The sequence below is a fragment of the Rhodococcus sp. NPDC059234 genome (assembly GCF_042754225.1).
Taxonomy (GTDB): Bacteria; Actinomycetota; Actinomycetes; order Mycobacteriales; family Mycobacteriaceae; genus Rhodococcus_G.
In genome coordinates this window covers 31,582-52,798 of sequence record NZ_JBHZAH010000007.1, presented here as the reverse complement: position 1 = coordinate 52,798, position 21,217 = coordinate 31,582, and the positions used below count along the sequence as shown (strand labels likewise).

The 21,217-nt window shown below is 70.2% G+C and carries 21 protein-coding genes; 9 read left to right on the top strand and 12 right to left on the bottom strand.

Going from position 1 to position 21,217, the window contains the following annotated elements; all coding sequences use genetic code 11:
• Positions 1-8 precede the first annotated feature (8 nt).
• Entirely contained in the window at positions 9-1,358 is a 1,350-nt protein-coding gene (locus ACFXGJ_RS02975) for a cryptochrome/photolyase family protein (protein WP_378616319.1), read from the top strand.
• Positions 1,359-1,367: 9 nt separating this feature from the next.
• On the top strand, positions 1,368-2,732 hold the full coding sequence (locus tag ACFXGJ_RS02970) for a TIGR01777 family oxidoreductase (protein ID WP_378616317.1): 1,365 nt from the start codon (positions 1,368-1,370) through the stop codon (positions 2,730-2,732).
• A 63-nt stretch (positions 2,733-2,795) separates the two neighbouring features.
• Here ACFXGJ_RS02970 and ACFXGJ_RS02965 read toward each other — a convergent pair whose 3' ends face one another.
• Together ACFXGJ_RS02965 and ACFXGJ_RS02960 are read right to left on the bottom strand one after the other, a co-directional pair.
• Complete coding sequence (locus ACFXGJ_RS02965; protein ID WP_378616315.1) at positions 2,796-3,218, bottom strand: hemophore-related protein; 423 nt, start codon at positions 3,216-3,218, stop codon at positions 2,796-2,798.
• Positions 3,219-3,359: 141 nt separating this feature from the next.
• The gene (locus tag ACFXGJ_RS02960; protein WP_378616313.1) at positions 3,360-5,270 is read right to left on the bottom strand and encodes a propionyl-CoA synthetase; all 1,911 of its coding nucleotides are present in this window, start codon (positions 5,268-5,270) and stop codon (positions 3,360-3,362) included.
• A gap of 213 nt (positions 5,271-5,483) precedes the next feature.
• Here ACFXGJ_RS02960 and ACFXGJ_RS02955 point away from each other — a divergent pair, with 213 nt between their 5' ends.
• Positions 5,484-6,158 (top strand): GPP34 family phosphoprotein, encoded by a 675-nt coding sequence (locus ACFXGJ_RS02955; RefSeq protein WP_378616311.1) that lies wholly within the window; start codon positions 5,484-5,486, stop codon positions 6,156-6,158.
• A gap of 95 nt (positions 6,159-6,253) precedes the next feature.
• On the opposite strand, the gene ACFXGJ_RS02950 is transcribed toward ACFXGJ_RS02955, so the two are convergent.
• The gene (locus ACFXGJ_RS02950; RefSeq protein ID WP_378616309.1) at positions 6,254-7,627 is read right to left on the bottom strand and encodes a DUF222 domain-containing protein; all 1,374 of its coding nucleotides are present in this window, start codon (positions 7,625-7,627) and stop codon (positions 6,254-6,256) included.
• Positions 7,628-7,972: 345 nt separating this feature from the next.
• Positions 7,973-8,908, bottom strand: coding sequence for an aldo/keto reductase (locus ACFXGJ_RS02945; protein WP_378616307.1), 936 nt, complete (start codon positions 8,906-8,908; stop codon positions 7,973-7,975).
• A gap of 75 nt (positions 8,909-8,983) precedes the next feature.
• On the opposite strand from ACFXGJ_RS02945, the gene ACFXGJ_RS02940 reads away from it, so the two are divergent.
• On the top strand, positions 8,984-9,583 hold the full coding sequence (locus ACFXGJ_RS02940) for a TetR family transcriptional regulator (protein WP_378616305.1): 600 nt from the start codon (positions 8,984-8,986) through the stop codon (positions 9,581-9,583).
• Between the two features lie 129 nt (positions 9,584-9,712).
• Here ACFXGJ_RS02940 and ACFXGJ_RS02935 read toward each other — a convergent pair whose 3' ends face one another.
• From ACFXGJ_RS02935 to ACFXGJ_RS02910, 6 genes are read right to left on the bottom strand one after another with little or no spacing between them, the layout of a single operon-like run.
• Entirely contained in the window at positions 9,713-10,762 is a 1,050-nt protein-coding gene (locus ACFXGJ_RS02935; protein WP_378616303.1) for a hypothetical protein, read from the bottom strand.
• The gene (locus tag ACFXGJ_RS02930; protein WP_378616301.1) at positions 10,759-12,252 is read right to left on the bottom strand and encodes a carboxyl transferase domain-containing protein; all 1,494 of its coding nucleotides are present in this window, start codon (positions 12,250-12,252) and stop codon (positions 10,759-10,761) included. Before ACFXGJ_RS02930 ends, ACFXGJ_RS02935 begins: the two co-directional genes overlap by 4 nt.
• A gap of 29 nt (positions 12,253-12,281) precedes the next feature.
• Positions 12,282-13,487 (bottom strand): ABC transporter permease, encoded by a 1,206-nt coding sequence (locus ACFXGJ_RS02925; protein ID WP_378616299.1) that lies wholly within the window; start codon positions 13,485-13,487, stop codon positions 12,282-12,284.
• Entirely contained in the window at positions 13,484-14,383 is a 900-nt protein-coding gene (locus tag ACFXGJ_RS02920) for an ABC transporter ATP-binding protein (protein ID WP_378616297.1), read from the bottom strand. The genes ACFXGJ_RS02925 and ACFXGJ_RS02920 overlap by 4 nt, the downstream gene beginning before the upstream one ends.
• Complete coding sequence (locus tag ACFXGJ_RS02915) at positions 14,380-14,928, bottom strand: hypothetical protein (protein ID WP_378616295.1); 549 nt, start codon at positions 14,926-14,928, stop codon at positions 14,380-14,382. Before ACFXGJ_RS02915 ends, ACFXGJ_RS02920 begins: the two co-directional genes overlap by 4 nt.
• A complete protein-coding gene (locus tag ACFXGJ_RS02910; protein WP_378616293.1) occupies positions 14,921-15,211 on the bottom strand; it encodes a helix-turn-helix transcriptional regulator in 291 nt (96 codons plus the stop codon). Before ACFXGJ_RS02910 ends, ACFXGJ_RS02915 begins: the two co-directional genes overlap by 8 nt.
• A gap of 109 nt (positions 15,212-15,320) precedes the next feature.
• On the opposite strand from ACFXGJ_RS02910, the gene ACFXGJ_RS02905 reads away from it, so the two are divergent.
• The 3 genes from ACFXGJ_RS02905 to ACFXGJ_RS02895 all read left to right on the top strand — a co-directional run bounded on the left by ACFXGJ_RS02905 (position 15,321) and on the right by ACFXGJ_RS02895 (position 17,684).
• Positions 15,321-15,866, top strand: coding sequence for a hypothetical protein (locus ACFXGJ_RS02905; RefSeq protein WP_378616291.1), 546 nt, complete (start codon positions 15,321-15,323; stop codon positions 15,864-15,866).
• A gap of 125 nt (positions 15,867-15,991) precedes the next feature.
• Positions 15,992-16,498, top strand: coding sequence for a copper chaperone PCu(A)C (locus ACFXGJ_RS02900; RefSeq protein WP_378616289.1), 507 nt, complete (start codon positions 15,992-15,994; stop codon positions 16,496-16,498).
• Positions 16,491-17,684: a Dyp-type peroxidase gene (locus tag ACFXGJ_RS02895; protein ID WP_378616287.1), complete on the top strand. Its 1,194-nt coding sequence runs from the start codon at positions 16,491-16,493 to the stop codon at positions 17,682-17,684. The genes ACFXGJ_RS02900 and ACFXGJ_RS02895 overlap by 8 nt, the downstream gene beginning before the upstream one ends.
• On the opposite strand, the gene ACFXGJ_RS02890 is transcribed toward ACFXGJ_RS02895, so the two are convergent.
• Positions 17,671-19,311, bottom strand: a complete 1,641-nt coding sequence (locus ACFXGJ_RS02890; RefSeq protein ID WP_378616285.1) for an ABC-F family ATP-binding cassette domain-containing protein — start codon at positions 19,309-19,311, stop codon at positions 17,671-17,673. The two genes, ACFXGJ_RS02895 and ACFXGJ_RS02890, sit on opposite strands and share 14 nt — an antisense overlap.
• A gap of 61 nt (positions 19,312-19,372) precedes the next feature.
• Between ACFXGJ_RS02890 and ACFXGJ_RS02885 the strand changes: the two genes are divergently transcribed.
• The gene (locus tag ACFXGJ_RS02885) at positions 19,373-20,224 is read left to right on the top strand and encodes an aldo/keto reductase (protein ID WP_378616283.1); all 852 of its coding nucleotides are present in this window, start codon (positions 19,373-19,375) and stop codon (positions 20,222-20,224) included.
• Here the strand turns inward: ACFXGJ_RS02885 and ACFXGJ_RS02880 are convergent.
• Complete coding sequence (locus tag ACFXGJ_RS02880) at positions 20,221-20,817, bottom strand: phosphatase PAP2 family protein (RefSeq protein WP_378616281.1); 597 nt, start codon at positions 20,815-20,817, stop codon at positions 20,221-20,223. The two genes, ACFXGJ_RS02885 and ACFXGJ_RS02880, sit on opposite strands and share 4 nt — an antisense overlap.
• 46 nt (positions 20,818-20,863) lie before the next feature.
• Between ACFXGJ_RS02880 and ACFXGJ_RS02875 the strand changes: the two genes are divergently transcribed.
• Positions 20,864-21,112 carry a glutaredoxin domain-containing protein gene (locus tag ACFXGJ_RS02875; RefSeq protein ID WP_378616279.1) on the top strand — a complete coding sequence of 83 codons (249 nt, stop codon included), beginning with the start codon at positions 20,864-20,866 and terminating at the stop codon, positions 21,110-21,112.
• Positions 21,113-21,217 lie beyond the last annotated feature (105 nt).

Below are 21,217 nucleotides of genomic sequence, written 5' to 3'. Positions count from 1 at the left end.
ATCGATGGGTGTCGTCATCCAGCGCGGGCCCCGCAATCGTCTGGTTCCGTCGCGACCTGCGGACCGGTGATCTTCCGACGCTGACCGCGGCCGCGGCAGGCGGGGGCGAGGTGCTCGGGCTCTTCGTGCTCGACGACGCGCTGCTGCGCCCGTCCGGCCCGGCCCGTCGCGACGTCCTCTACCGCGCGCTGGCGGCACTGGACGACGACCTGGGCGGCAGGCTGTGCGTGGTCCGCGGCGACCCGCGCGTGGTGGTGCCGCAGGCGGCGAGGGACCTGGGGGCCGGCTCGGTGCACGTGAGCGCGGACTTCGGACCGTACGGGCGTGCGCGCGACGACGGGGTGGCGCGCGAGGTCGACCTGGTCCGGACCGGATCGCCCTACGCGGTGTCCCCGGGGCGGGTCAGGAAGGCCGACGGCGGGCCGTACCGGGTCTTCACCCCGTACTTCGGGCGCTGGCTCGACCACGGGTGGCGGGCGCCCGCGGACACCTCCGCGCGCACCGTCCCCTGGATGGAACCGAAGCTGTCGATCCGGGTGCCGATTCCGCGGCCCGATGCCGCCGGCCTGCAGGTGGGGGAGCGGGCGGCGCTCGACCGGTGGGCGGAGTTCGGCGAGGACGACCTGGCCGATTACGACACGGGACGGGACCGACCCGATCTCGACGTCACGAGCCGCATGTCGGTGCACCTCAAGTACGGGTGCATTCATCCCCGCACGATGCTCGCCGACCTCGCGGACCGGCCCGGCCGCGGACCGGAGGCGTTCCGGCGGCAGCTGGCCTGGCGGGACTTCTACGCGGACGTGCTGCACCACCGTCCCGAGAGCGCCAGGCGCAACTACGACCAGCGGTTCGACGCGATGCGCTACGACAGCGGGCCGTCAGCGGAATCGGCGTGGGCGGCCTGGTGCGCCGGCCGGACCGGGTACCCGATCGTCGATGCCGGCATGCGTCAGCTGCTGGCCGAGGGGTGGATGCACAATCGGGTCCGGATGATCGTCGCGTCCTTCCTGGTGAAGGATCTGCACCTGCCGTGGTGGCGTGGGGCGAGGTACTTCATGCGGCAGTTGATCGACGGTGACCTGGCCTCGAACCAGCACGGCTGGCAGTGGACCGCCGGATCGGGAACCGATGCGGCACCGTACTTTCGGGTGTTCAACCCCATCAGCCAGGGACAGAAGTTCGACCCCGACGGGGACTACGTGCGCCGCTGGGTGCCGGAACTGCGCGGCATCGCCGGACGGCGGGTGCACACCTTGGACGACGGTCGTCCCGCGGGCTACCCGGACCCGATCGTGGATCACGCCGTCGAGCGCGGGGAGGCGCTGGCCCGCTACGGCGAGCTGAAACGGGGCTAGGGTCGAGCGATGGGCATCGTGTACTCGAGCGTCGTGGACACGCCCCGGGCCGAGGTCTTCGCCTGGCACAGCAGGCCGGGCGCCTTCACCCGGCTGTCACCGCCGTGGCAGCCGCTGCGGCTCGTCTCCGAAGCGGACTCGCTGGCCACCGGCCGTGCGGTGCTCGCACTGCCCGGCGGGCTCCGATGGGTCGCCCGGCACGACGCGGCCGCCTACGACCCGCCCCACCGCTTCGTCGACGAGCTCGCCGCCGAGGGGCTCGCGTCCCTGCCGGTCCGAGCCACGTTGTCCTGGAGTCACATTCACGACTTCACCGAGGTGACCGCGGGCTCGACCCGGGTGACGGACCGGGTCCAGACGCCGGTGCCGGAGTTCCTGCTGCGGTCGACCTTCGCCTACCGGCATCGCCAGCTCGCCGGCGACCTGGCCGAGCACCGGTGGGCGAGCGAGCGGGGTGTCCGGCCTGCCGTGGTGGCGGTCACCGGCGCATCCGGTCTCGTCGGCTCGGCGTTGACCGCCTTCCTGAGCACCGGTGGGCACCGGGTGATCCGCCTGGTCCGCCGCGCGCCGCGAACCCCGGACGAACGTCGCTGGGATCCCGCCGACCCCGCCCCGGACCTGTTGGCGGGCGTCGACGCGGTCGTGCACCTGGCGGGGGAGTCGATCGCCGGGCGCTTCACCGGGGCGCACATGCGGGCGATCCGGGACAGTCGCGTCGGACCGACCCGATCGCTGGCGGACCTCGCGGGCCGCACGGACGGCGGTCCGCGGACCTTCGTGTCCGCCTCGGCCGTCGGGTACTACGGGTTCGACCGCGGCGACGAACTGCTGTCCGAGGACAGTGCCCGTGGCGAGGGGTTTCTCGCCGACGTGGTGGCCGACTGGGAGGCGGCCACAGATCCGGCGGAGGAGGCCGGCCTGCGGGTCGTCCGGGTCCGCACCGGCGTCGTGCAGTCCGCCCGCGGCGGGACCCTCGCGCTGCTCCGCCTGCTGTTCGCGGCGGGCCTGGGCGGGCGGATCGGGGACGGCCGTCAGTGGCTCTCGTGGATCGGGCTCGACGATCTGGTCGACGTGTACCACCGGGCCCTGTTCGACGGGTCGCTCCACGGGCCGGTCAACGCCGTGGCCCCCGCAGCGGTCCGCAACGCCGACTACACGCGGGTTCTCGCGCAGGTCCTGCACCGGCCCGCGATCCTGCCGGTCCCGGGGTTCGGACCGCGTCTGATGCTCGGTGAGCGGGGAGCCCGCGAGCTGGCGGAGGCCGATCAGCGGGTCGTCCCGACTCGGCTCGCGCTCGCCGGCTACCGGTTCCGGCACCCCGACGTCGAGTCGGTGCTGCGCCATCAGCTCGGCCGGACGAACGACCCGCGGTGAGGCGGTGGGTCCCTGCACGCCGGTCCGCGGGCTCGGGGCGACCGGCACCGAGCCCGCGGGCTGTCAGTAGTTGTGGCAGGTGTCGGCGACGGCGGCGATCTTGGCGTTGATCTTGTCAGCGTTCGGACCGGTGCGTGCCTGCTCGAGACGCTGGGCCAGCTTCGGGTGCTTGGCGGCGAAGTCGTCGACTGCCTGCTGACGCTGGTCGGCGGGCTTGGCGAGCAGTTCGGTCAGTTTCGCCTCGAGCTTCGGGTGCTTGTCGAGGCGCTCGGCGAGCTTGGGGGCGTTGGCCTGCAGGGCGGCGTCGACCTGAGCGAAGCTGCAACTGGTCTGCAGCAGCGGCTGGGCCGGCGAGGTCGTGTCGGCGGATGCCAGCCCCGGCAGCAGGAGGGCGCCCGCCGCTGCGAGACCGGCGACCAGGAGTGCGATTCCGAGGCTGCGCCCGCGTCGCTCGCCACGGACAGAACGGGAGGTGTGGGTACTCATGCGCGGAAAGCTAGGACCGCATCCTGGGAATCACTCGAGTCCGTCCTGTGGATGTCCTGAGCGTTTCGCCGGCCGGATCAGTTTGTCCGAATCGGCGCCCGGGACGTCGCGTATGCGCACTTCTCGCACCGGGCGCCGACGTCAGGAGTTCGACCCGCCGAGGAGCCGGGTGAGCGCGTCGAGCACCGCCGGATCCTCGATGGTCGAGGGCACCGTGTAGTCCTCGTGGTCGGCGATCTGGCGCATCGTCTTCCGCAGGATCTTCCCCGAGCGGGTCTTCGGCAGCGCCTGCACGACCGTCACGTCGCGGAACGTCGCGACCGCGCCGATCTGGTCGCGCACCATCGCCACCAGTTCGGTGCGCAGCATCTCGTGGTCGATGTCGGCGCCGGCCTTGAGAACCACGTAGCCGCTGGGGCGCTGGCCCTTGAGGTCGTCCTTGATGCCGACGACCGCGCACTCGGCGACGGCGGCGTGCTGCGCGACCACGGCCTCCATCGACCCGGTCGAGAGGCGGTGTCCGGCAACGTTGATCACGTCGTCGCTGCGCCCGAGCACGAAGACGTAGCCGTCGGCGTCGATGTAGCCGGAGTCGCCGGTCAGGTAGTAGTCGGGGAAGGTCGCCAGGTAGGACTTGACGTAGCGCTCCTCGTCGCGCCACAGCCCGGCGAGGGTGCCCGGCGGCAGTGGGAGGGCGATCACGATGTTGCCCTCGGTACCGGCGTCGACCTGGTTCCCCTCGCCGTCCACCACCTGCACGCGGTATCCGGGGACCGGCACGGTGGGGGAGCCCGCCTTGATCGGCATCGGGTCGAGTCCGCGCAGGTTCGCGCAGATCGCCCACCCGGTCTCGGTCTGCCACCAGTGGTCGATCACCGGCACACCGAGCTCGCGGGTCGCCCACTCGTAGGTGTCGGGGTCGAGCCGCTCACCCGCGGCGAACAGGGTGGTCATCGAGGAGATGTCGTAGCGGGCGAGCTCTGTCGCGTCCGGGTCCTCCTTGCGGATGGCGCGGATCGCGGTTGGCGCGGTGAACAGGGCCCGCACCTTGTGCTCGGCGATCACCCGCCAGAACGCGCCTGCGTCGGGAGTACCGACCGGCTTGCCCTCGTACATCACCGTCGTCGCGCCGACGAGCAGCGGCGCGTACACGATGTACGAGTGTCCGACCACCCAGCCGACATCGGAGGCGGTCCACATGACCTGGCCGGGGCCGATGTCGTAGATGTTGCGCATCGACCACGCCAGCGCCACCGCGTGCCCGCCGTTGTCGCGGACCACGCCCTTGGGCTTGCCGGTGGTGCCGGAGGTGTAGAGGATGTAGAGCGGGTCGGTCGCCGCCACCGGAACGCAGTCGGCGGGCTCGGCCTCCGCGACGGCGGCGTCCCAGTCCAGCCAGCCCTCGAAATCCGATGCCGCGCCGGGGATTTTGTCGCGGTTCTTCACGATGACGGTGGTCGGGGGGCTGTCGGTCAGGCCCAGCGCGCGCTCGACCAGCGGCAGGTACTCGATGGTGCGTCCCGGCTCGAGCCCGCCGGACGCGGTGACCAACGCCTTCGGCTGCGCGTCGTCGATGCGGGCCGCGAGTTCCGCGGCGGCGAACCCGCCGAACACCACCGAGTGGACGGCGCCGATCCGCGCGCAGGCGAGCATCGCGACAGCCGCCTCGGGGATCATCGGCATGTAGACGACCACCCGATCGCCCGCGGAGATGCCTTGTGCGGCGAGGACACCCGCGAACCTCGACACCTCGAGCAGGAGTTCGGCGTAGCTGTAGGTGCGGGTGGTGCCGAGCATGGCGGAGTCGTAGATCAGCGCGGCCTGCTCGCCGCGGCCGGCCGCCACGTGGCGGTCGAGGGCGTTGAAGCAGGTGTTCATCCGGGCGCCCGGGAACCACCGGTACATCGGCGCCGCGGAGTCGTCGAGGGCGCGGGTCGGCGCGTCGACCCAGTCGACGGCGTCGGCGGCCCCCAGCCAGAATCGTTCCGGCTGTTCGACGCTCTCACGGAAGGCCTCGGCGTATGCGCCCGTGGCCTGCTCGACTGCACTCATCGGCTGCTGTCCTCTCCCGGTACTCGTGCGCCTGTGACGCGCACTACACCCTAGGCGAACCCGCGGATAGTGCAGCGCGAATGTGCGGCCGACGCCACCTGCCCGTCGGTGTGCGGTGCCGATCCGTCGGTGAACGGTCGCCGGCGGTGACGGGCGGCCCACGTCGTTGCCTGGCGGACGCGGGGACACGTGCCGGCGTCGTACGGTGGAGTCATGACTCTGCTCGCCGAGGACCTGCTCCTGCTCCTGCTCGACGACGACACGGGAAAGCCGGTGGTGGACGGCGCGACGCTGCCCCGGGTCCTGGCCGGTGCGGTGTTGCTCGACCTGGCTCTGGACGGGGTGGTCGAACCGGCGGGTGCGGGCGGCGAGGTGAAGAAGGGCCGGCTGGTGCTCCGGGACCGTGCGGTCCCGACGGACCCGATCCTGGCGCACGCGGTGTCGCAGCTGCGGGGGTCGAAGCCGATGAAGCCGGAGCGGGCGATCGAGAAGCTGGACAAGGGCTTGCGCGAGGCGGTGCTCGGTCGCATCGTCGAGCGGGGTTGGGTGCACCAGAGCAAGGGCAAGCTGCTCGGCATCTTCCCGGTCAAGACCTGGCCGGCGATGGACGCGTCCCACGAGCAGGCGGTACGCGAGGGCCTGCGCGCCGTGCTGCTCGACGGTGTCGCGCCGGAGTCGCGGACCGCCGCGTTGATCTCGCTGCTGTCGGCGGTGGACGCGGCGCACAAGGTCTTCCCCGAGGCCGATCGCAAGGCGATTCGTAAGCGGGCCAAGGCGATCGCCGCGGACGAATGGGCGGGCGCCGCGGTACGCAAGGCGGTCGAGGCGGTGAACGCGGCGGTCATGGCGGCGGTCATCGTGCCTGCGGTGGCTGCGGGCGGCAGCTGACTGTAGCCAAGTCCACACAAGACCCAGGCCCGCGACCGCCCCGAACCGCGGCCCCAGTGAGAGGGGTCGTGGTCCGGGTCGGTGCGTTCTGGTTGTCAGCTCGCTATAGGCGGCTGTCTTCGATTGTGTGCTGGGACGGGTCTTCGCTCGAGGTCGATCCAGGCAGGCGGTACGAACCAAGGGTGGTTGTCGTCGCCGATGAACACGCTCCAGTCGCCCTTGTGGATCAGGCGGTGGTGGAAACGGCAGAGCAGCACCAGGTTCGAGAGTTTCGTTTCGCCGCCGTTCGACCAATGGTGAATATGGTGACCGTCGGTCCAGGCGGCGGGGCGGCCACAGCCGGGGAAAGCGCATCCGCAGTCGCGGGCGTCGAGGGCACGGCGTAGTCGGCGAGGAATGGTGCGAGTCGTTCGTCCGACGTCGAGGGGGTTGCCCTCGGCGTCCATCACGATCGGCGTGATCGATGCGTCGCAAGAGATGAGCGCGGCGAGGCGGTCGCTGATCGGTCCGAGCCAAGGCATCCAGGCTGGGCCGCGGCGAAAGAACGACTGCCGACCGGCGTCGGCGGTGCTGGAGGCCGCCTCGTTGTCGTTGCCATTGCCGGTGTTTCGGGTGGCTCGGGCGAGGTTGTCGAGTCCGACGAACACTGTCAGGTGGGGTCGTTCACCGCCTTCGCCGGGGGCGGCGGCGGTGTCGAGGTAGCGGCGGACGATGTCACCGAAGGCGTCGGCCCGTCGTTGCGGTGCGGAGCGTGGATCGGCTTGTGGGTCACCACTGGTGGTGTTGCGTCCGGGTTGCGGCCTGGACAAAGCCGACAGGGCCGTCATCAACTGTTCGCCGGTCGTCTTGTCGAAGTGTCCCTTGATACGAACCCGTCCGCCGGTGGTAGGGGAGGCGAAGAGTTCGTTGAGTTGGTCGTTTTCGTCGTCGGGTGGCGGCCCGTCGTCCTCGGGGGTGAGCATCGTCTTCAGTGCTGCCGTGCGGACTGTGGTGTCGTTGGCATTGTCGGTGGCGCCGGTCGCGAGCAGGTAGTCGGTGCACTGCTTCGCGCATTCGGCTGCCGGATCCTCGTAGACGCCGCCGAGGCATTCGGGCGCGATTCCTGCTGTGAGGTCAGGGATCTGATCGAGCAACCCGGTGATGGTATGTACCTGCTCGACGTCGAGGACGCCGTCGGCGAACGCGCCCGCGACCTCCGGTCGGCGGGTCAGGCTCTGTCCGGCGACGACGATGCGCTTCGCTTGCGAGGGGGTAAGTTTCGCGGCCCCGGACAACCATTCCTGAGTGGAGGTCGCGCCGACAGCGAGGGTGGCACCACGCTCGTGAATCTCGTGGACCAACCGCACACGCAGCGCATCGAGCTGCCGCAACCGCACCGACAGTTCCGGCACCAACGACAGCAGCGTGGACTCGTCGAGTCGCCACGCCTCTACGTTGCGGGGTGCGGTGAGCATCTCGACGATGTCCATGGCGTAACCATACTCGAACGTATGTTCGAGTTCAATGGTTCCGTTATTGCCACTCAACAATGTTCGTTCGGGTGAGCGGTCCCCGATCGGCGAGCGATGCCCTCTCCATGGTTACGCACCCGAAATTCATGACGACGCGACTGCCGTCATCGCCGTCGCGGCTGCGCCGAGCCGCAACCGGTTCCCTGTGCGCGTTGTCGAGCTCGAGCAGATCCTGGCCGACAGCGCTGACTGATGCCGATCCGCCTTGACGTGGATTCCGGTGTGCGCAGTCAAGCGGGCACACATTCGAGCATGGTGCGCATCCATCGATCGGAGGGCCGTTCGATCGAGGGGTGCGGCTACCTACATGCGGCCGCCGACGCCGCCTGTGGGGGCGATCAGCTCGATGGCGGCAAGATCTTCGGGAGTCAGGCCGAGTTCGACGGCGGTGGCGTTCTGGTCGACGCGTTGCGGGTTGCGGGATCCCGGGATCGGGACGATGTAGTCCCTGCGGGTCAGCAGCCAGGCCAGTGACAGCTGCGCAAGGGTGGCGTCCTTGCGGTCGGCGAGTGCAGTCAACTCGTCGACGATGGCGGCGTTGGCGTCGAAGTACTCCGGCGCCCACCACGGGACATGCTGACGGAAGTCGTTGGCGTCGTAGTGTTCACGGGCAACCACCGCGCCACTGAGGAAGCCTCGGGCCAGCGGCGAGTAGGCGACGAAGCCGATCCCGAGTTCCTCGAGGGTCGGGAACAGGAGTTCGGCGTCGCGCGCGAAGATCGAGTACTCGGACTGCAGCGCCGAGATCGGGTGCACCGCGTGCGCGGCACGGATGGTGGCCTCGTCCGCTTCTGACAGCCCCAGGTACTTGACCTTGCCTGCCTCGACGAACTCCTTCATCGTGCCGATCACGTCTTCGATCGGGACGTTCGGGTCGGGGCGGTGCTGGTAGAGCATGTCGATCGTGTCGACGCGGAGATTTCGCAGGCTGGCCTCGACGACCTGGCGGATGTGCTCGGGGCGCGAGTCGGATCCGAAGGAGCGGGTGAGGCCGAACTTCGTCGCGATGAGGACGTCGTCACGGATCGGTGCCAGCGCCTGACCGAGCAGTTTCTCGCCTTCGCCCCAGCCGTACATCTCGGCGGTGTCGAACATCGTCACGCCGAGCTCGTGTGCCTTTCGGATTGCGGCAATCGACTCGGTGTCGTCGGTGGGGCCGTAACCCGTGGCGGTGCCCATCGCCCCGTAGCCGAGAGCTGCGGCGTTCAGGCCCTGCCGGCCGAGATTGCGAGTGTCCATGATGACGCCCTTCGGGTTGTCAGAGTGGGTCAAAAGTGTCAGCCAATGACACATTCGGCACTGTACGCTCCCCTTGTGGGAAGTTCATCGACACCGGGTCTGCGCGACATCACTCGTGAGGCCGTGCGCACACGGATCGCCGAGGTCGCGGTCGACCTGTTCGCCCAGCAGGGCTTCGATGCGGTCACCGTCGAGCAGATCGCCGCCGAGGTGGGGATTTCTGCCCGCAGCTTCCACCGCTACTTCCCGGCAAAGGAAGACGCCGTCATCGGCGACCTCGTTCCCTGGGGCGAATTCGTCCGCGACGCCTTCGCCGCGCGGCCGGTAGGTGAACCTGTTTGGGATTCTCTGCGTATGTCCTTCGAAGCCCTGCTGGCTCAACCGAATAGGGACGAGCAACGAAGCAAGAGGGTCATGCGTGTTCTGACGAGCGCAGCGTCCCTACGCGCTCGCAACCTCGAAAAGCATCTGCAGTGGGCAAGTCTGCTCACGCCGCTCGTGCAGGAGCGACTCGCCGGTGATCTCGCGGTACTGCGAGCACGGACACTGGTGCAGGCGTCGCTGGTCTGCTTTGATGTTGCGCTGACCACCTGGGCCGAGCCTGACGAGACCATGGACGCTGTGGAACTCCTCCGTCGATCCTTCGTCACGCTCGCGCCCAGGACTCCGGCATAGGGTCGACCAAAGCGCTCTACGTCCCGTGAAGCCGGCCGCTGAAGGGCGTCTGCCTGCGATCCACAACCGTCACCGCAATACTCTGTGAACCGACGACACAATCTCGCGAGTCGATGACCGACGCTCCCCTCAGGCGGGCGCCGGAACCTTCGCCTGCTCGCTTCGAATGGCGATACTCAGGGCGGCGAGCAGGAGCAGCGAGGCGGCGAAACCGAGGAGGGCGCCGAACTCCTCCTGCGCGAAGAGGAACACCTGCGTCAGCAGTAGCCCGACCACGACGGAGGCCCGAAGCAGCCGCAGCGCCAGCATGTAGTGATGCCGCAACAGGCACCACACCCCGACAACCACCAGCGCGCCGGTGACCGTGCTCGACAGCTGGACCAGCAGATCGGAGACGTCGTCGGCCTCGGCATCGCCCGGGACGTCGGCGACCATCGCGACGATCACCGACACCACGGACACCACTGCCTGCAGCACGAACAGCGCGAGGACCGATCGGCGCACTGCGCGATGCCCGAGCACAGCGGCGGTCCGCTGCGTGAGGGTATCGATCGCGCGGGTGATCCTCGACTCCACGCCACCGGTCGGGGGCGGCTGCGAGAGCAGTCCGCTCCGGATCGAGTCCGCCAACTCGGCCAGGGCTGGGTCGCGCACCTCGTCGAGGGCACGCAGGGCGGACTGGTAGCGGATGTCGTCGAGCTGCTCGAGGGTGAGATCGGTGAGCGCCCGCACGCCTGTCGCGAGGCGTCGCCGATCGGACATCGCCCGCCGGAGCACCACTTCTCGCACCACGAGGTAGAACAGCACGAAGACCACGTACATGATCGCGACGGCGGGCTGGAAGAAGTAGTCGACGTCGGCGGTGACGAACTTGCCGACCTCGTCGATGAACAGGCCGAAGCCGATTCCGCCGGCGAGCGCGGCGCCGGTCCGTACCCGGCTGCCGTCGCCGATCAGCACCGCGACGATCGCGGCGGCCATCAGCAGTCCGCCCCACAGCACGTGCGCGATGTGCAGCCCGCCGCTCCCGCCGATCTGCGGGTAGCCGGTGGCCGCGAGGAACGCCCGGGTGATCAGTACCGTGGCCACCGCAGCGACCAGGAACAGCTCGAACCGGCCCAGTGCGGCTCGGTCGTAGCCCTCGGCCGAGGGCGCGGTGTTCACGGTCACGGTGTTCATCCGGGCAACCCGAGGTTGCGGTACCTGGCGATCCGGTCCGTGTACCGCTGCTCGGCGGTCGTGCCGACCAGTGCGGCCAGCTCACGCGCAACGGCCTCGCCGACCCGTTTGGAGAAGGCGATCGGCTCGTCCGCGGCATCGGGCAGTTCCGGGATGATCGCGTCGACCACGCCGTCGCGAAGCAGGTCGAGGGACCGGATGCCTTGGGCCGCAGCCATTCGCGGGGCGTGGGTGGTGTCGCGGTGCACGATCGCGCTGGCGCCCTCCGGTGGCAGCGGGGCGAGCCAGCCGTTCTGCGCGCAGAGCACCCGGTCCGCGGGCAGCAGGGCCAGCGCGCCGCCGCCGGTGCCCTGGCCGAGCAGTACCGAGACGGTCGCGGTGTCGAGGGTGACGAGATCGGCGAGGCAGCGGGCGATCTCGGGCGCGAGCCCGCGTTCCTCGGCCTCCTTCGACAGCGAGGCACCGAGGGTGTCGATGACGAGCACCAGCGGGATGCCCAGCTCCTGAGCGAGTTTCATCGCGCGCCGAGCTTCGCGCAGCGCCCCCGGGCCCATCGTGTGCTGGGCGGACTGGCCGCTGCGGTCCTGTCCGAACAGCACGCAGGGTGCGCCGCGGAACCGGGCCAGCGAGACCAGTACGGTCTTGTCGGCCTCGCCCTGGCCGGTGCCGCTGAGCGGAACCTGCTCCGTGGCGGCATATCTCAGCAGCTGACGGATGCCAGGACGGTCGGCCCGCCGGGACAGCATCACCGACTGCCAGGCAGGTACATCCGGGATCTCGGCGGGTTCGGGATGCTCGTCCACCCACGCGTCGGCCTCGCCGGTCATCACCCGCAGTGCGCGATGAAGCAGGTGCCGCAACCACTTCGGCTCCACGACGCCGTCGATGACGCCCTTCGCGTACAGGTTCTCGGCGGTCTGCACGCCGTCCGGGAACTTCTCGCCGTACAGCGCCTGGTAGACGCGCGGGCCGAGGAATCCGACCAGTGCGCCGGGTTCGGCGACGGTCACGTGCCCGAGCGACCCCCAGGACGCGAACACCCCGCCCGTGGTCGGGTTGCGCAGGTAGACCAGGTACGGCAGGTGAGCGGCCTTGTGCACGGTGATCGCCGCGGCGATCTTCACCATCTGCACGAAGGCGACGGTGCCCTCCTGCATGCGGGTGCCGCCGGAGGTCGGCGAGGCCAGCAGCGGCAGGCCCTCGGCGGTGGCGCGCTCGACGGCGCTCACGATCCGTTCCGCGGCGGCCACGCCGATGGACCCGGCGAGAAATCCGAACTCGCAGGCGATCACCGCGACCCGGCGCCCGCGCACGGTGCCCTCGCCGGTGATCACAGACTCGTCCAGGCCGGTCTTCGCCTTCGCCGCGTCGAGGTCCGTGCGGTACGCCGGGCCTGCGTCCACCTCGATCGGCGGTCGGTCCCAGGAGACGTAGCTGTCGGCGTCGAGTACCAGGCCGAGGATCCCGTGGGCAGACAGTCGCGCGGTCATGCGCCTGACCATAGCCCTCGGCGCCGGTGCTACGACCGTCCGAAGGCCTCCTTCCAGGACACCGTCTTGCCCACCCGCAGAATAGAGCGCTGGTAGATCTTTGCCGCGACCGCCGAGAGCGTGACGGTGACGGCCAGCATGATCACGATGGTGCCGAGTACCTGCCCCGGCCCGGTGACGCCGGCCGCGATCCGCAGCGGCATCAGCACCGCCGAGAACGGTGGGATCCAGCTGAGCACGTTGCTCAGCGTGCCGTCCGGGTTGCTCACCGCGGAGAACGCGGTGAAGAACATCGCCATGATCAGCAGGGTCAGCGGCATCGCGGTGGAGTTGACGTCCTCCTGCCGCGAGACCATCGAGCCGGCCGCCGCGTAGAGGACCGCGAAGAACGCGAACCCGAGGACGAACCAGCCGAGGGTGCTCGCGACGGTGCCCAGAGCGGCGCCGGTCACGGTGAGTGCCCCGGTCGCCAGACCGGTGCCGACGCCGGCGATGCCGTACGCGGTGAGCTGCAGCAGGCCGACCGCTCCGATGCCGATGATCTTGCCCCACAACAGCTGCAGCGGTCGCAGGGTGGAGAGCAGCAGCTCGACCACCCGGCTGGACTTCTCCTCGACGACGCCCATCGCCACGTACATGCCGAACGCGAGAATCTGCATGTACAGCACCACCACTGCGGCGATGGACAGGGCGATGCGTTGTCCCCGTTCGGGATCCGGCGGGTTGATCGCGTCGACGGTGACCACGGCGGCGGCGGTGTCCTCGCGGAGCGCGGCGGTGTCCACGCCCTGCGCGGCCAACGTCGACTGCTGGGCCTGCCCGGCCACCGCCGCGTCGAGAACGGTGCGCAGTCCGGTGTCGATCTCGGAGTCGGTGACGGCCGTCGCGGAACCGTCGGGGTGCGGGATCAGGGCGACGTCGAGGTCGCCGGACTCGACGCGGCTGCGGGCGGTCGCCTCGTCGGGCACGGCCGACACCTCGACGAGCGTGCCGGTCTGTTCGCCTGCCGTGACCAGCAGGGCGGACAGTGACTGGTCGCCGACGAGTCCGACGGTGTCGCGGTTCTCGTCGCCGCCGCCGGAGAAGAGGGAGTACGCGACGATGCCGCCGATGATCGCGACCAGCACGATCACGTTGCTGATCAGGAAGCTCTTCTTCCGGACCTGGGTGAGGAACTCGCGCCGCGCGACCAGCGAGACGGCGCGGGCGTTGCTCAACGCGGTGGGGGTGCTCACGCGGTCACGACCTCTCGGAACAGTTCGGTCAGGGTCGGCCTGCGAAGGGAGAACTCGTGCACCGGACCGGTTTTCAGGGCCGCGGCCAGAACCGCCTGGTCGTCGGTCGCGGCGTCGATTTCGAGCACGGTGCGTCCGTCCCGGCGATCGACGGTGCGCACGCCGACCAGGCGGTCCGCCCAATCGGCCGCCGCGCCGGGCGCGTGCACCACGAGCTGTTGCGGCCCGGTGCCGCGGAGTTCGTCCACGGTGCCGACCGCGCGCATGTGTCCGCGGGAGATGATGCCGACGCGGTGGCACAGGCGTTGCACCAGATCGAGCTGGTGGCTGGAGAAGATCACCGGGACGCCGGTGGCCGCCTTCTCTGCGAGGACCTCGCTCATCACGTCGACGGCCACCGGATCGAGTCCGGAGAAGGGCTCGTCGAGGACGAGCACCGCCGGGTCGTGCACCAGTGCGGCGGCCAGCTGCACGCGTTGCTGGTTGCCGAGGCTGAGTGAGTCCACGGTGTCGCCGAGGCGCTCGGCAATGCCCAGCCGCTCCGTCCACCGGGTGACCGCGGCTCGGGCATCGGAACGCGAAAGTCCGTGCAGCTCGGCTAGGTACGACAACTGGGCGCCGACCTTCATCTTCGGATACAGCCCGCGTTCCTCGGGCATGTAGCCGATCGTGCGACGGACGTCGAGGTCGATCGGACGGCCGCCGAGCCGGACCTCACCGGCGTCCGCGGCCAGCACGCCGAGCACGATGCGCATGGTGGTGGTCTTGCCCGCGCCGTTGGAGCCGACGAAGCCGAAGATCTCGCCGGGCTGCACCTCGAAGCTGAGGTCGTCGAGGGCGACGACGTCGCCGTAGCGTTTGGAGACTCGTTCCAGGGCAAGGGTGTTCGCGGTCATGCGGCCTCCTGAAGGTAGTCGTCGGTGTCGGGGTCGGGTCGGGTCCAGGCGAGGATCATCGCGGGCGAGCAGCCGCCGATCATCAGGGTCGTCAGGGTGAGCAGGCCGCCGGCGTAGGCGATCCGGGCGCCGTCGCCGTCGGTGGCCACGCTGCCGACGACGAGATAGAACACCGGGATCATCACGAGGAACTGGGTGATGGTCAGGCCCGCGGACCGGGCGGCGTTCTGCTGCTGCACCTCCCACTCGTCCAGGGTGGTGGTCGGCGCATCGCCGAGGCGGCCGGAGACGATCTGCAGCGACGTCCAGATCGGGAAGAACAGCAGACAGGCCGGCAACCAGAGAATCGGCGCGCGGTCGAAGAAGTGGCACAGCACCCCGACCGCCGCCATGAACGCGAACGTCGCACCGAGCGCCAGGACCAGGGCGCGGCGGCGGCGCTGGGTGCGCCAGGCCGGCAGCATCCGGCCCCATTTCTCGGAGTCCGCGAGGAATCGTCGGGTCCGGCGGGCCTGGTAGCGCTCGACGATGGTGCTCTCAGCCATGATCGTCGCCCTCCTGTCGGGGTTCGCGGCGGTAGAGCTCGGTGGACAAGGGGGTGAACGCGGTACGTGAGAACACGGCCTCGACGGGCAGGGCGAACACCTCGCAGATCCGCATGGCGAGGTCGAGGCTGGGGTAGTGGTCGCCGCGTTCGAGGGCGCCGACGGTCTGCGGGTTCACCTCGATCAGCTCCGCCAGCCTCGCCCGGCTCAGTGAGCGTTCGGCTCGCAGCACCGCGATGCGGTTGAAGATGGGCCGCGACTCGCCCCGCCGTACCGGACTCATGCACCAGAGTGTTGTAAAAACACAACAGTTCGTCAAGTTGTTCGCCTGTCCGCTATGTCTCGATCGGGGCCGTGTCGATGCATACGACGCTGCGTAGTAGCGTCTGGTCATGCCTGTCGCGCCGGGGGAGCAGCTCGCTCGTCGAGTCCGCTGCACGTCCGTCGGCGCGGTGACCGTGGCCGTGGCTGTCGCCGCGCACGGAACAGCCGGTGGCGGACTGCCCACCAGCTCGGCCCTGCTGCTGCTCGTCGGCGTCGCCGCGGTCCTGTCCAGCGCGACCGTCGCGATTCCGGTGCTGCGTCGCGGAGCGGCGCCGCTGGTCCCGGTCCTCGCGGCCGGCCAGGTCGGGGCGCACCTGTGTCTGTCGATCGCGGGTGGACACCACCCCGGAGCATCGCCGGCAGGTTCGCCGGGGCAGCTGATGGTCGCCGCCCATCTCGTCTCCATCGCGGTCTGCGCCGCGCTCATCGTCGCGGCCGAGCGGATCGGTCCGCGCGTCGAGGCCGCCCTGCGCGCAGTCGCCGCCGCGCTGCTCGCGCGGGTCCCGGCGGTCGAGTTGCCACGCACATGGTTGCCCGTCGCCGACCGCCATCCGGTGCTCGCCGCGGTGGGCCGCGGTACCGAGCCACGCCGCGGCCCGCCCGACTTCGTCTGACCGACACCCCACCTCACCTCGCGGGCACGGCCGTCCGGCCGTCCCGCGGCCGACGCGGATCCGTCCGTGCGCTCCGCCGTGCGCGCACGCCCCCGCGCACCACCTAGACGAAGGAACGACACCCCATGACCACGACCACCCGATTCCGCCTCGTATCCGCCGGCCTGGCAGCGGCGACCGCCCTCGCGCTCGCCGGCTGCTCGAGCGGCGGCGACGACGCCCCGCAGGCGCAGGCGATCACCTTCACCGACTCCTGGGTGAAGGCGGCCGACAGCGGGATGACTGCGGCATTCGGTACCCTCGCCAACGGTTCCGGCTCGGACGTGACGCTCACCGAGGTCAGCAGCCCGGTATCCCCGCGCGTCGAGCTCCACGAGATGGCCTCGGACGGCAGCGGCGCCATGAAGATGCGGCAGAAGGACGGCGGCTTCACCATCCCCGCGAACGGCTCGCACACGCTCGCGCCCGGCGCGGATCACATCATGTTCTTCGAGCTCCCCGGCCCGGTCCGGGCCGGCGCCGACGTCCCGCTGACGATGCGTTTCGCGGACGGCAGCACCGTCGAGTTCACCGCACAGGTCCGTGACTTCGCGGGGGCCAAGGAGGAGTACTCGGAGTCGCACGGTGGCTGAGCTGAGCCGGCGGCGGCTGCTCGGCGCGGGCGCCGTCGCCGCGGGCGGTGCCGCGCTCGGGTGGGGCGCCGGCGCGGTCACGGGTCGGGCTGCGGCCACCGCGGCGCCGGGCACCGTGGACTTTCACGGTGCCCATCAGGCGGGGATCGCGACCGCGCCGCAGGCGCACACCACCTTCGTGGCGTTCGACCTGCGGCCGGGCACCGACCGAGCCGCTCTGGTGCGGCTGATGCGTGTGTGGACCGACGACGCCGCGCGGCTGACCTCGGGTCGCGCGGTGCTCGCCGACACCGAGCCGGAACTCGCGACGGCCCCCGCCCGGCTCACCGTCACGGTCGGGTTCGGTCCGGGGTTGCTGCGTGCCGCCGGGCTCGAGGGCTCGGCGCCGGCTTGGCTGAAGCCGTTGCCGCCGTTCGCGATCGACCGACTCGAGGAGCGCTGGAGCGACGGCGACCTGCTGTTGCAGGTCGGTGCCGACGACCCGGTGGCCCTCGCCCACGCGCTGCGCGTGCTGCTCAAGGGGGCGAGGGCGACGGCGACCGTGCGGTGGACCCAGCGCGGTTTCCGGCGGGCCCGGGGCACCGAACCCGAGGGCACCACGATGCGCAACCTGATGGGACAGGTGGACGGCACGGTCAATCCCGCCGCGGGCTCCGCGGACTTCGACGCACTGGTGTGGTGCGAGGGCGCCGAGCAGCCGTGGCTGGCCGGGGGCACCTCGATGGTGATCCGGCGGATCCGGATGGATCTGGACGCGTGGGACGAACTGGACCTTCCGGGACGTGAAATCGTCATGGGCCGCAGGCTTTCCGACGGCGCGCCGCTGACGGGGACCGCCGAACACGACGAGCCGGACTTCGCCGCTGCCGGACCGGGTGGGTTGACGGTGATCTCGGAGTTCTCGCACATCGCCAGGTCCCGGTCGGCGGATCCGCGGCAGCGTTTCCATCGGCGCGCGTACAACTACGACGAGGCCCCGTCCGGTGCGGAGATCTCCGACTCGGGGCTGATCTTCGTCGCCTACCAGGCCGACGTCGAGGCGCAGTTCACACCCGTGCAGCAGCGGCTCTCGGATTCGGACATGTTCAACCGCTGGACGATTCCGATCGGGTCCGCGGTGTTCGCGATCCCGCCCGGGTGCCGGGAGGGGGAGTACCTGGGGCAGGCGCTGCTCAGTCTTCGCTGAGGCTGCCCGACTCCATCCGCCACCGCCGGGTGCTGCGCATCGTGTCCAGCATCCGGCGGTCGTGGGTGACCAGCAGCAGGGTGCCCTCGTACTCGTCCATCGCTCGTTCGAGCTGCTCGATTGCGGGCAGGTCCAGGTGGTTGGTCGGCTCGTCGAGCACCAGCAGGTTCACCCCGCGTGCCTGCAGCAGAGCGAGTGCCGCCCTTGTCCTTTCGCCGGGGGACAGCGAGTTCGCCGGCCGCAGCACGTGCGCACCGCGCAGTCCGAACTTCGCCAGCAGGGTGCGCACCTCGGCGTCCGGCCAGTCCGGCACCTGCGCGCCGAACGCCGCCGCCAACGCCTCGTCGCCCTCGAAGAGGCCGCGTGCCTGGTCCACCTCGCCGACCGCGACGCCCGACCCGAGTGCCGCGGTGCCCTCGTCGGGTGTCAGCTTGCCGAGCAGGACCCGGAGCAGGGTGGTCTTGCCCGATCCGTTCGGGCCCGTGACGAGAATTCGGTCGCCCCAGTCGATCTGGGTGGTGACGGGTCCGAGGCGGAACGTTTCACGTTGAACCACCGCGCCGCCGAGCGTGGCGACCACGCTGCCGCTGCGCGGGGCGTCGGCAATCTGCATGCGCAGTTCCCACTCCTTGCGCGGCTCCTCGACCACCTCGAGGCGCTCGATCCGGCGCTGCGTCTGCCGTGCCTTCGCGGCCTGCTTCTCGGTGGACTCGGCACGCGCCTTGCGTCCCATCTTGTCGGAGTCCGAGCCCTTGGCCTTACGGCGTGCGTTGCGGACGCCGTGCTCGAGCCAGTTGCGTTGCATCTGCGCGCGATCCTCGAGGCCCGCCTTGGTGTCGGCGTACTCCTCGTAGCGGTCCCGCGCGTGCTGGCGGGCGATGGCACGCTCGGCGAGGTACGAGTCGTAGCTGCCGTCGTAGACCGAGATCTGCTGCTGCGCCAGGTCGAGTTCGACGATCCCGGTCACCGTGCGCGCCAGGAACTCTCGGTCGTGGCTGACCACCACGATGCCGGCGCGTGCCTCCGCGACGAAGCGCTCGAGCCGCTCGAGCCCGTCGAGGTCCAGGTCGTTGGTCGGCTCGTCGAGGAGCAGCATGTCGTAGCGCGACAGCAGCAGCGAGGCCAGGCCCGCGCGCGCCGCCTGGCCGCCGGAGAGTGCGGTCATCTCGGCCGTCAGCCCGACGTCGAGGCCCAGGTCGGCGAGCACCTTCTCCGCGCGCTCGGCCAGGTCGGCCCCGCCGAGCGCGAGCCAGCGCTCGAGGGCGTGCGAGTACCGGTCGTCCCCGCCCTCCTCGCCGAGCGACTCCGCGGCCGCGTTCATCTCCGTCTCCGCCTCGGTGACTCCGGTGCGCCTGCCGAGGAAGTCCTCGACGGTCTCGCCGGTCAGGCGTTCGGGTTCCTGGGTGAGGTGGCCGACGGTCGCGTGTGGCGGGCTGAGCGTGACCGAGCCCTCGATGTCGGCGGTGCTGTGACCGGACAGGATCGACAGCAGGGTGGACTTGCCCGCCCCGTTCACGCCGACGAGGCCGACGACGTCGCCCGGTGCGACGACCAGGTCGAGGTCGGAGAAGAGGAGGCGCTCGCCGCGGGATGCGGACAGCCCGTCGGCGTGCAGGGTGGCGGTCATGGGTCGATTCTCTCAGGAGGTGCCAGGAACAAGTCTGCGGTGGGATCGGTTGTCTGGTTGCATGACCTCTGTGAGCCCAGTACCGACCGTGTCCCTCAGCGACGGCAACAGCATCCCCCAGCTCGGGTTCGGGGTGTGGCAGGTGCCGGACGACGAGAGTTACACCTCGGTGACCAGTGCATTGAGCATCGGGTACAGGAGCATCGACACCGCCGCCATCTACGGCAACGAGGCGGGCACCGGCCGGGCGATCGCGGATTCGGGCATCGCCCGCGACGAGCTGTTCGTCACCACCAAGATCTGGAACGGCACCGCGCAGCCGTGGACGCGGGACGCGGTCTTCTTCGAGTTCGAGGCTTCGCTCAACAGGCTCGGCCTGGACTACCTCGACCTGTACCTGATCCACTGGCCGCGGGCCGTGCGCGAGGACTACATCACCATTTGGCGGGCGTTCGCCGAGCTGAAGGCCGACGGTCGGGTGCGGTCCATCGGCGTCTCGAACTTCCAGCCGCCGCAGCTGACCCGGATCGTCGACGAGACCGGGGTCTCGCCGGTGATCAACCAGGTCGAGGTGCATCCCGACTTCGCCCAGCCCGAGCTGCGGGCCTTCCACGCCGAGCGCGGCATCGTCACCGAGGCCTGGTCGCCGCTGGGACAGGGCAGGGGGCTGCTCGACGACCCCGTCCTCGGACGCATCGCCGAGAAGCACCAGCGGTCCACCGCCCAGGTGGTGCTGCGCTGGCACCTGCAGCTCGGCACCGTGGTGATCCCGAAGTCCGTGACGCCGTACCGGATTCGTCAGAACTTCACGGTATTCGACTTCGAGCTCGACGCAGACGACCTCGCCGCGATCGCGGGACTCGACGTGGGCAACCGGCTCGGTCCGAACCCCGACGAGTTCGATCTCGGCTAGTCGCCCGATTCCTCGCCGCGCCCGTCGTCGGGTGGTCGCGCCGGCACCAGGCCGGCCACCCGGGCGGCCAGGCACACCAGCGCGGTGGTGAGCAGGGCCGCGCCGATCGTGTCGGTGACGAAGTGGTAGCCGTTGGTGACCAGGCCGAGCATGCCGAGGGCGCACACCACCGCCGCGATCGTCACCGCCCACCACCGGACCCCGACGACGAGTAGCGCCATTCCGGCCACGACCACGACCATCGTGGTGTGCCCGCTCGGGTACTCCAGGTAGGGGCCGTTACGGCGGTCGAACAGCCGCTTGAGCGCCTGGGTGATCGCCAGGACCAGCCACGGGCACAGCGCGACGACCGCCGCGAGCCGCCACTGCCTTCGCCACAGCGCGAGCGCCAGCGCAGCCGCGAGTACCGGTCCCAGCAGCCACCAGTCGGTGAACGCCAGCAGCCACGTCGGCCGGGACCCGGTCACTTCGGTGGCGCCGTCCAGGAACGCCGCGTCGAGCGGGGTGGAGCCGCGGCCGACGGCGAGGCCGAGCACGATCATGGCGAGCACGCCGACCGGCGGCCACCAGCGGAGCGCGTTCCGGGTAGTCATCGGTTCGAAACTAGCGCGGCTCTCGGTCAGCGCGGAGACTGAGGCGGTGAGCGCTCCCGCAGAAGTGACCGTGTACTGGCGGCCTGGCTGTCCGTTCTGCATGAGGCTGCGGGCGACGCTGCGGCTGCGCGGCCTGCATCCGCGTGAGATCGACATCTGGAAGGACCCGGATGCCGCGGCGTTCGTGCGATCCGTCGCGGACGGGAACGAGACGGTGCCGACCGTGGTCGTCGACGGCGTCGCGCACGTGAACCCGCCGCCTCGATTGGTCGTGGACGCGCTGCGTCGCGGGTGAACTGACGCGCTGCGTCGCGGGTGAACTGACGCGCTGCGTCGCGGGTGAGCTGACGCGCTGCGTCTCGGCTGACCTGCGGCCTCGGCCGCGCGGGCTAGGGTTTGT

What these genes read in the sequence shown, in the direction of transcription:
- ACFXGJ_RS02970 (WP_378616317.1), top strand. Translation starts at nt 1,368, where the DNA reads ATGGGCATCGTGTACTCGAGCGTCGTGGACACGCCCCGGGCCGAGGTC.
- ACFXGJ_RS02965 (WP_378616315.1), bottom strand. Translation starts at nt 3,218, where the DNA reads ATGAGTACCCACACCTCCCGTTCTGTCCGTGGCGAGCGACGCGGGCGC.
- ACFXGJ_RS02960 (WP_378616313.1), bottom strand. Translation starts at nt 5,270, where the DNA reads ATGAGTGCAGTCGAGCAGGCCACGGGCGCATACGCCGAGGCCTTCCGT.
- ACFXGJ_RS02955 (WP_378616311.1), top strand. Translation starts at nt 5,484, where the DNA reads ATGACTCTGCTCGCCGAGGACCTGCTCCTGCTCCTGCTCGACGACGAC.
- ACFXGJ_RS02950 (WP_378616309.1), bottom strand. Translation starts at nt 7,627, where the DNA reads ATGGACATCGTCGAGATGCTCACCGCACCCCGCAACGTAGAGGCGTGG.
- ACFXGJ_RS02945 (WP_378616307.1), bottom strand. Translation starts at nt 8,908, where the DNA reads ATGGACACTCGCAATCTCGGCCGGCAGGGCCTGAACGCCGCAGCTCTC.
- ACFXGJ_RS02935 (WP_378616303.1), bottom strand. Translation starts at nt 10,762, where the DNA reads ATGAACACCGTGACCGTGAACACCGCGCCCTCGGCCGAGGGCTACGAC.
- ACFXGJ_RS02930 (WP_378616301.1), bottom strand. Translation starts at nt 12,252, where the DNA reads ATGACCGCGCGACTGTCTGCCCACGGGATCCTCGGCCTGGTACTCGAC.
- ACFXGJ_RS02920 (WP_378616297.1), bottom strand. Translation starts at nt 14,383, where the DNA reads ATGACCGCGAACACCCTTGCCCTGGAACGAGTCTCCAAACGCTACGGC.
- ACFXGJ_RS02915 (WP_378616295.1), bottom strand. Translation starts at nt 14,928, where the DNA reads ATGGCTGAGAGCACCATCGTCGAGCGCTACCAGGCCCGCCGGACCCGA.
- ACFXGJ_RS02910 (WP_378616293.1), bottom strand. Translation starts at nt 15,211, where the DNA reads ATGAGTCCGGTACGGCGGGGCGAGTCGCGGCCCATCTTCAACCGCATC.
- ACFXGJ_RS02905 (WP_378616291.1), top strand. Translation starts at nt 15,321, where the DNA reads ATGCCTGTCGCGCCGGGGGAGCAGCTCGCTCGTCGAGTCCGCTGCACG.
- ACFXGJ_RS02900 (WP_378616289.1), top strand. Translation starts at nt 15,992, where the DNA reads ATGACCACGACCACCCGATTCCGCCTCGTATCCGCCGGCCTGGCAGCG.
- ACFXGJ_RS02890 (WP_378616285.1), bottom strand. Translation starts at nt 19,311, where the DNA reads ATGACCGCCACCCTGCACGCCGACGGGCTGTCCGCATCCCGCGGCGAG.
- ACFXGJ_RS02885 (WP_378616283.1), top strand. Translation starts at nt 19,373, where the DNA reads ATGACCTCTGTGAGCCCAGTACCGACCGTGTCCCTCAGCGACGGCAAC.
- ACFXGJ_RS02880 (WP_378616281.1), bottom strand. Translation starts at nt 20,817, where the DNA reads ATGACTACCCGGAACGCGCTCCGCTGGTGGCCGCCGGTCGGCGTGCTC.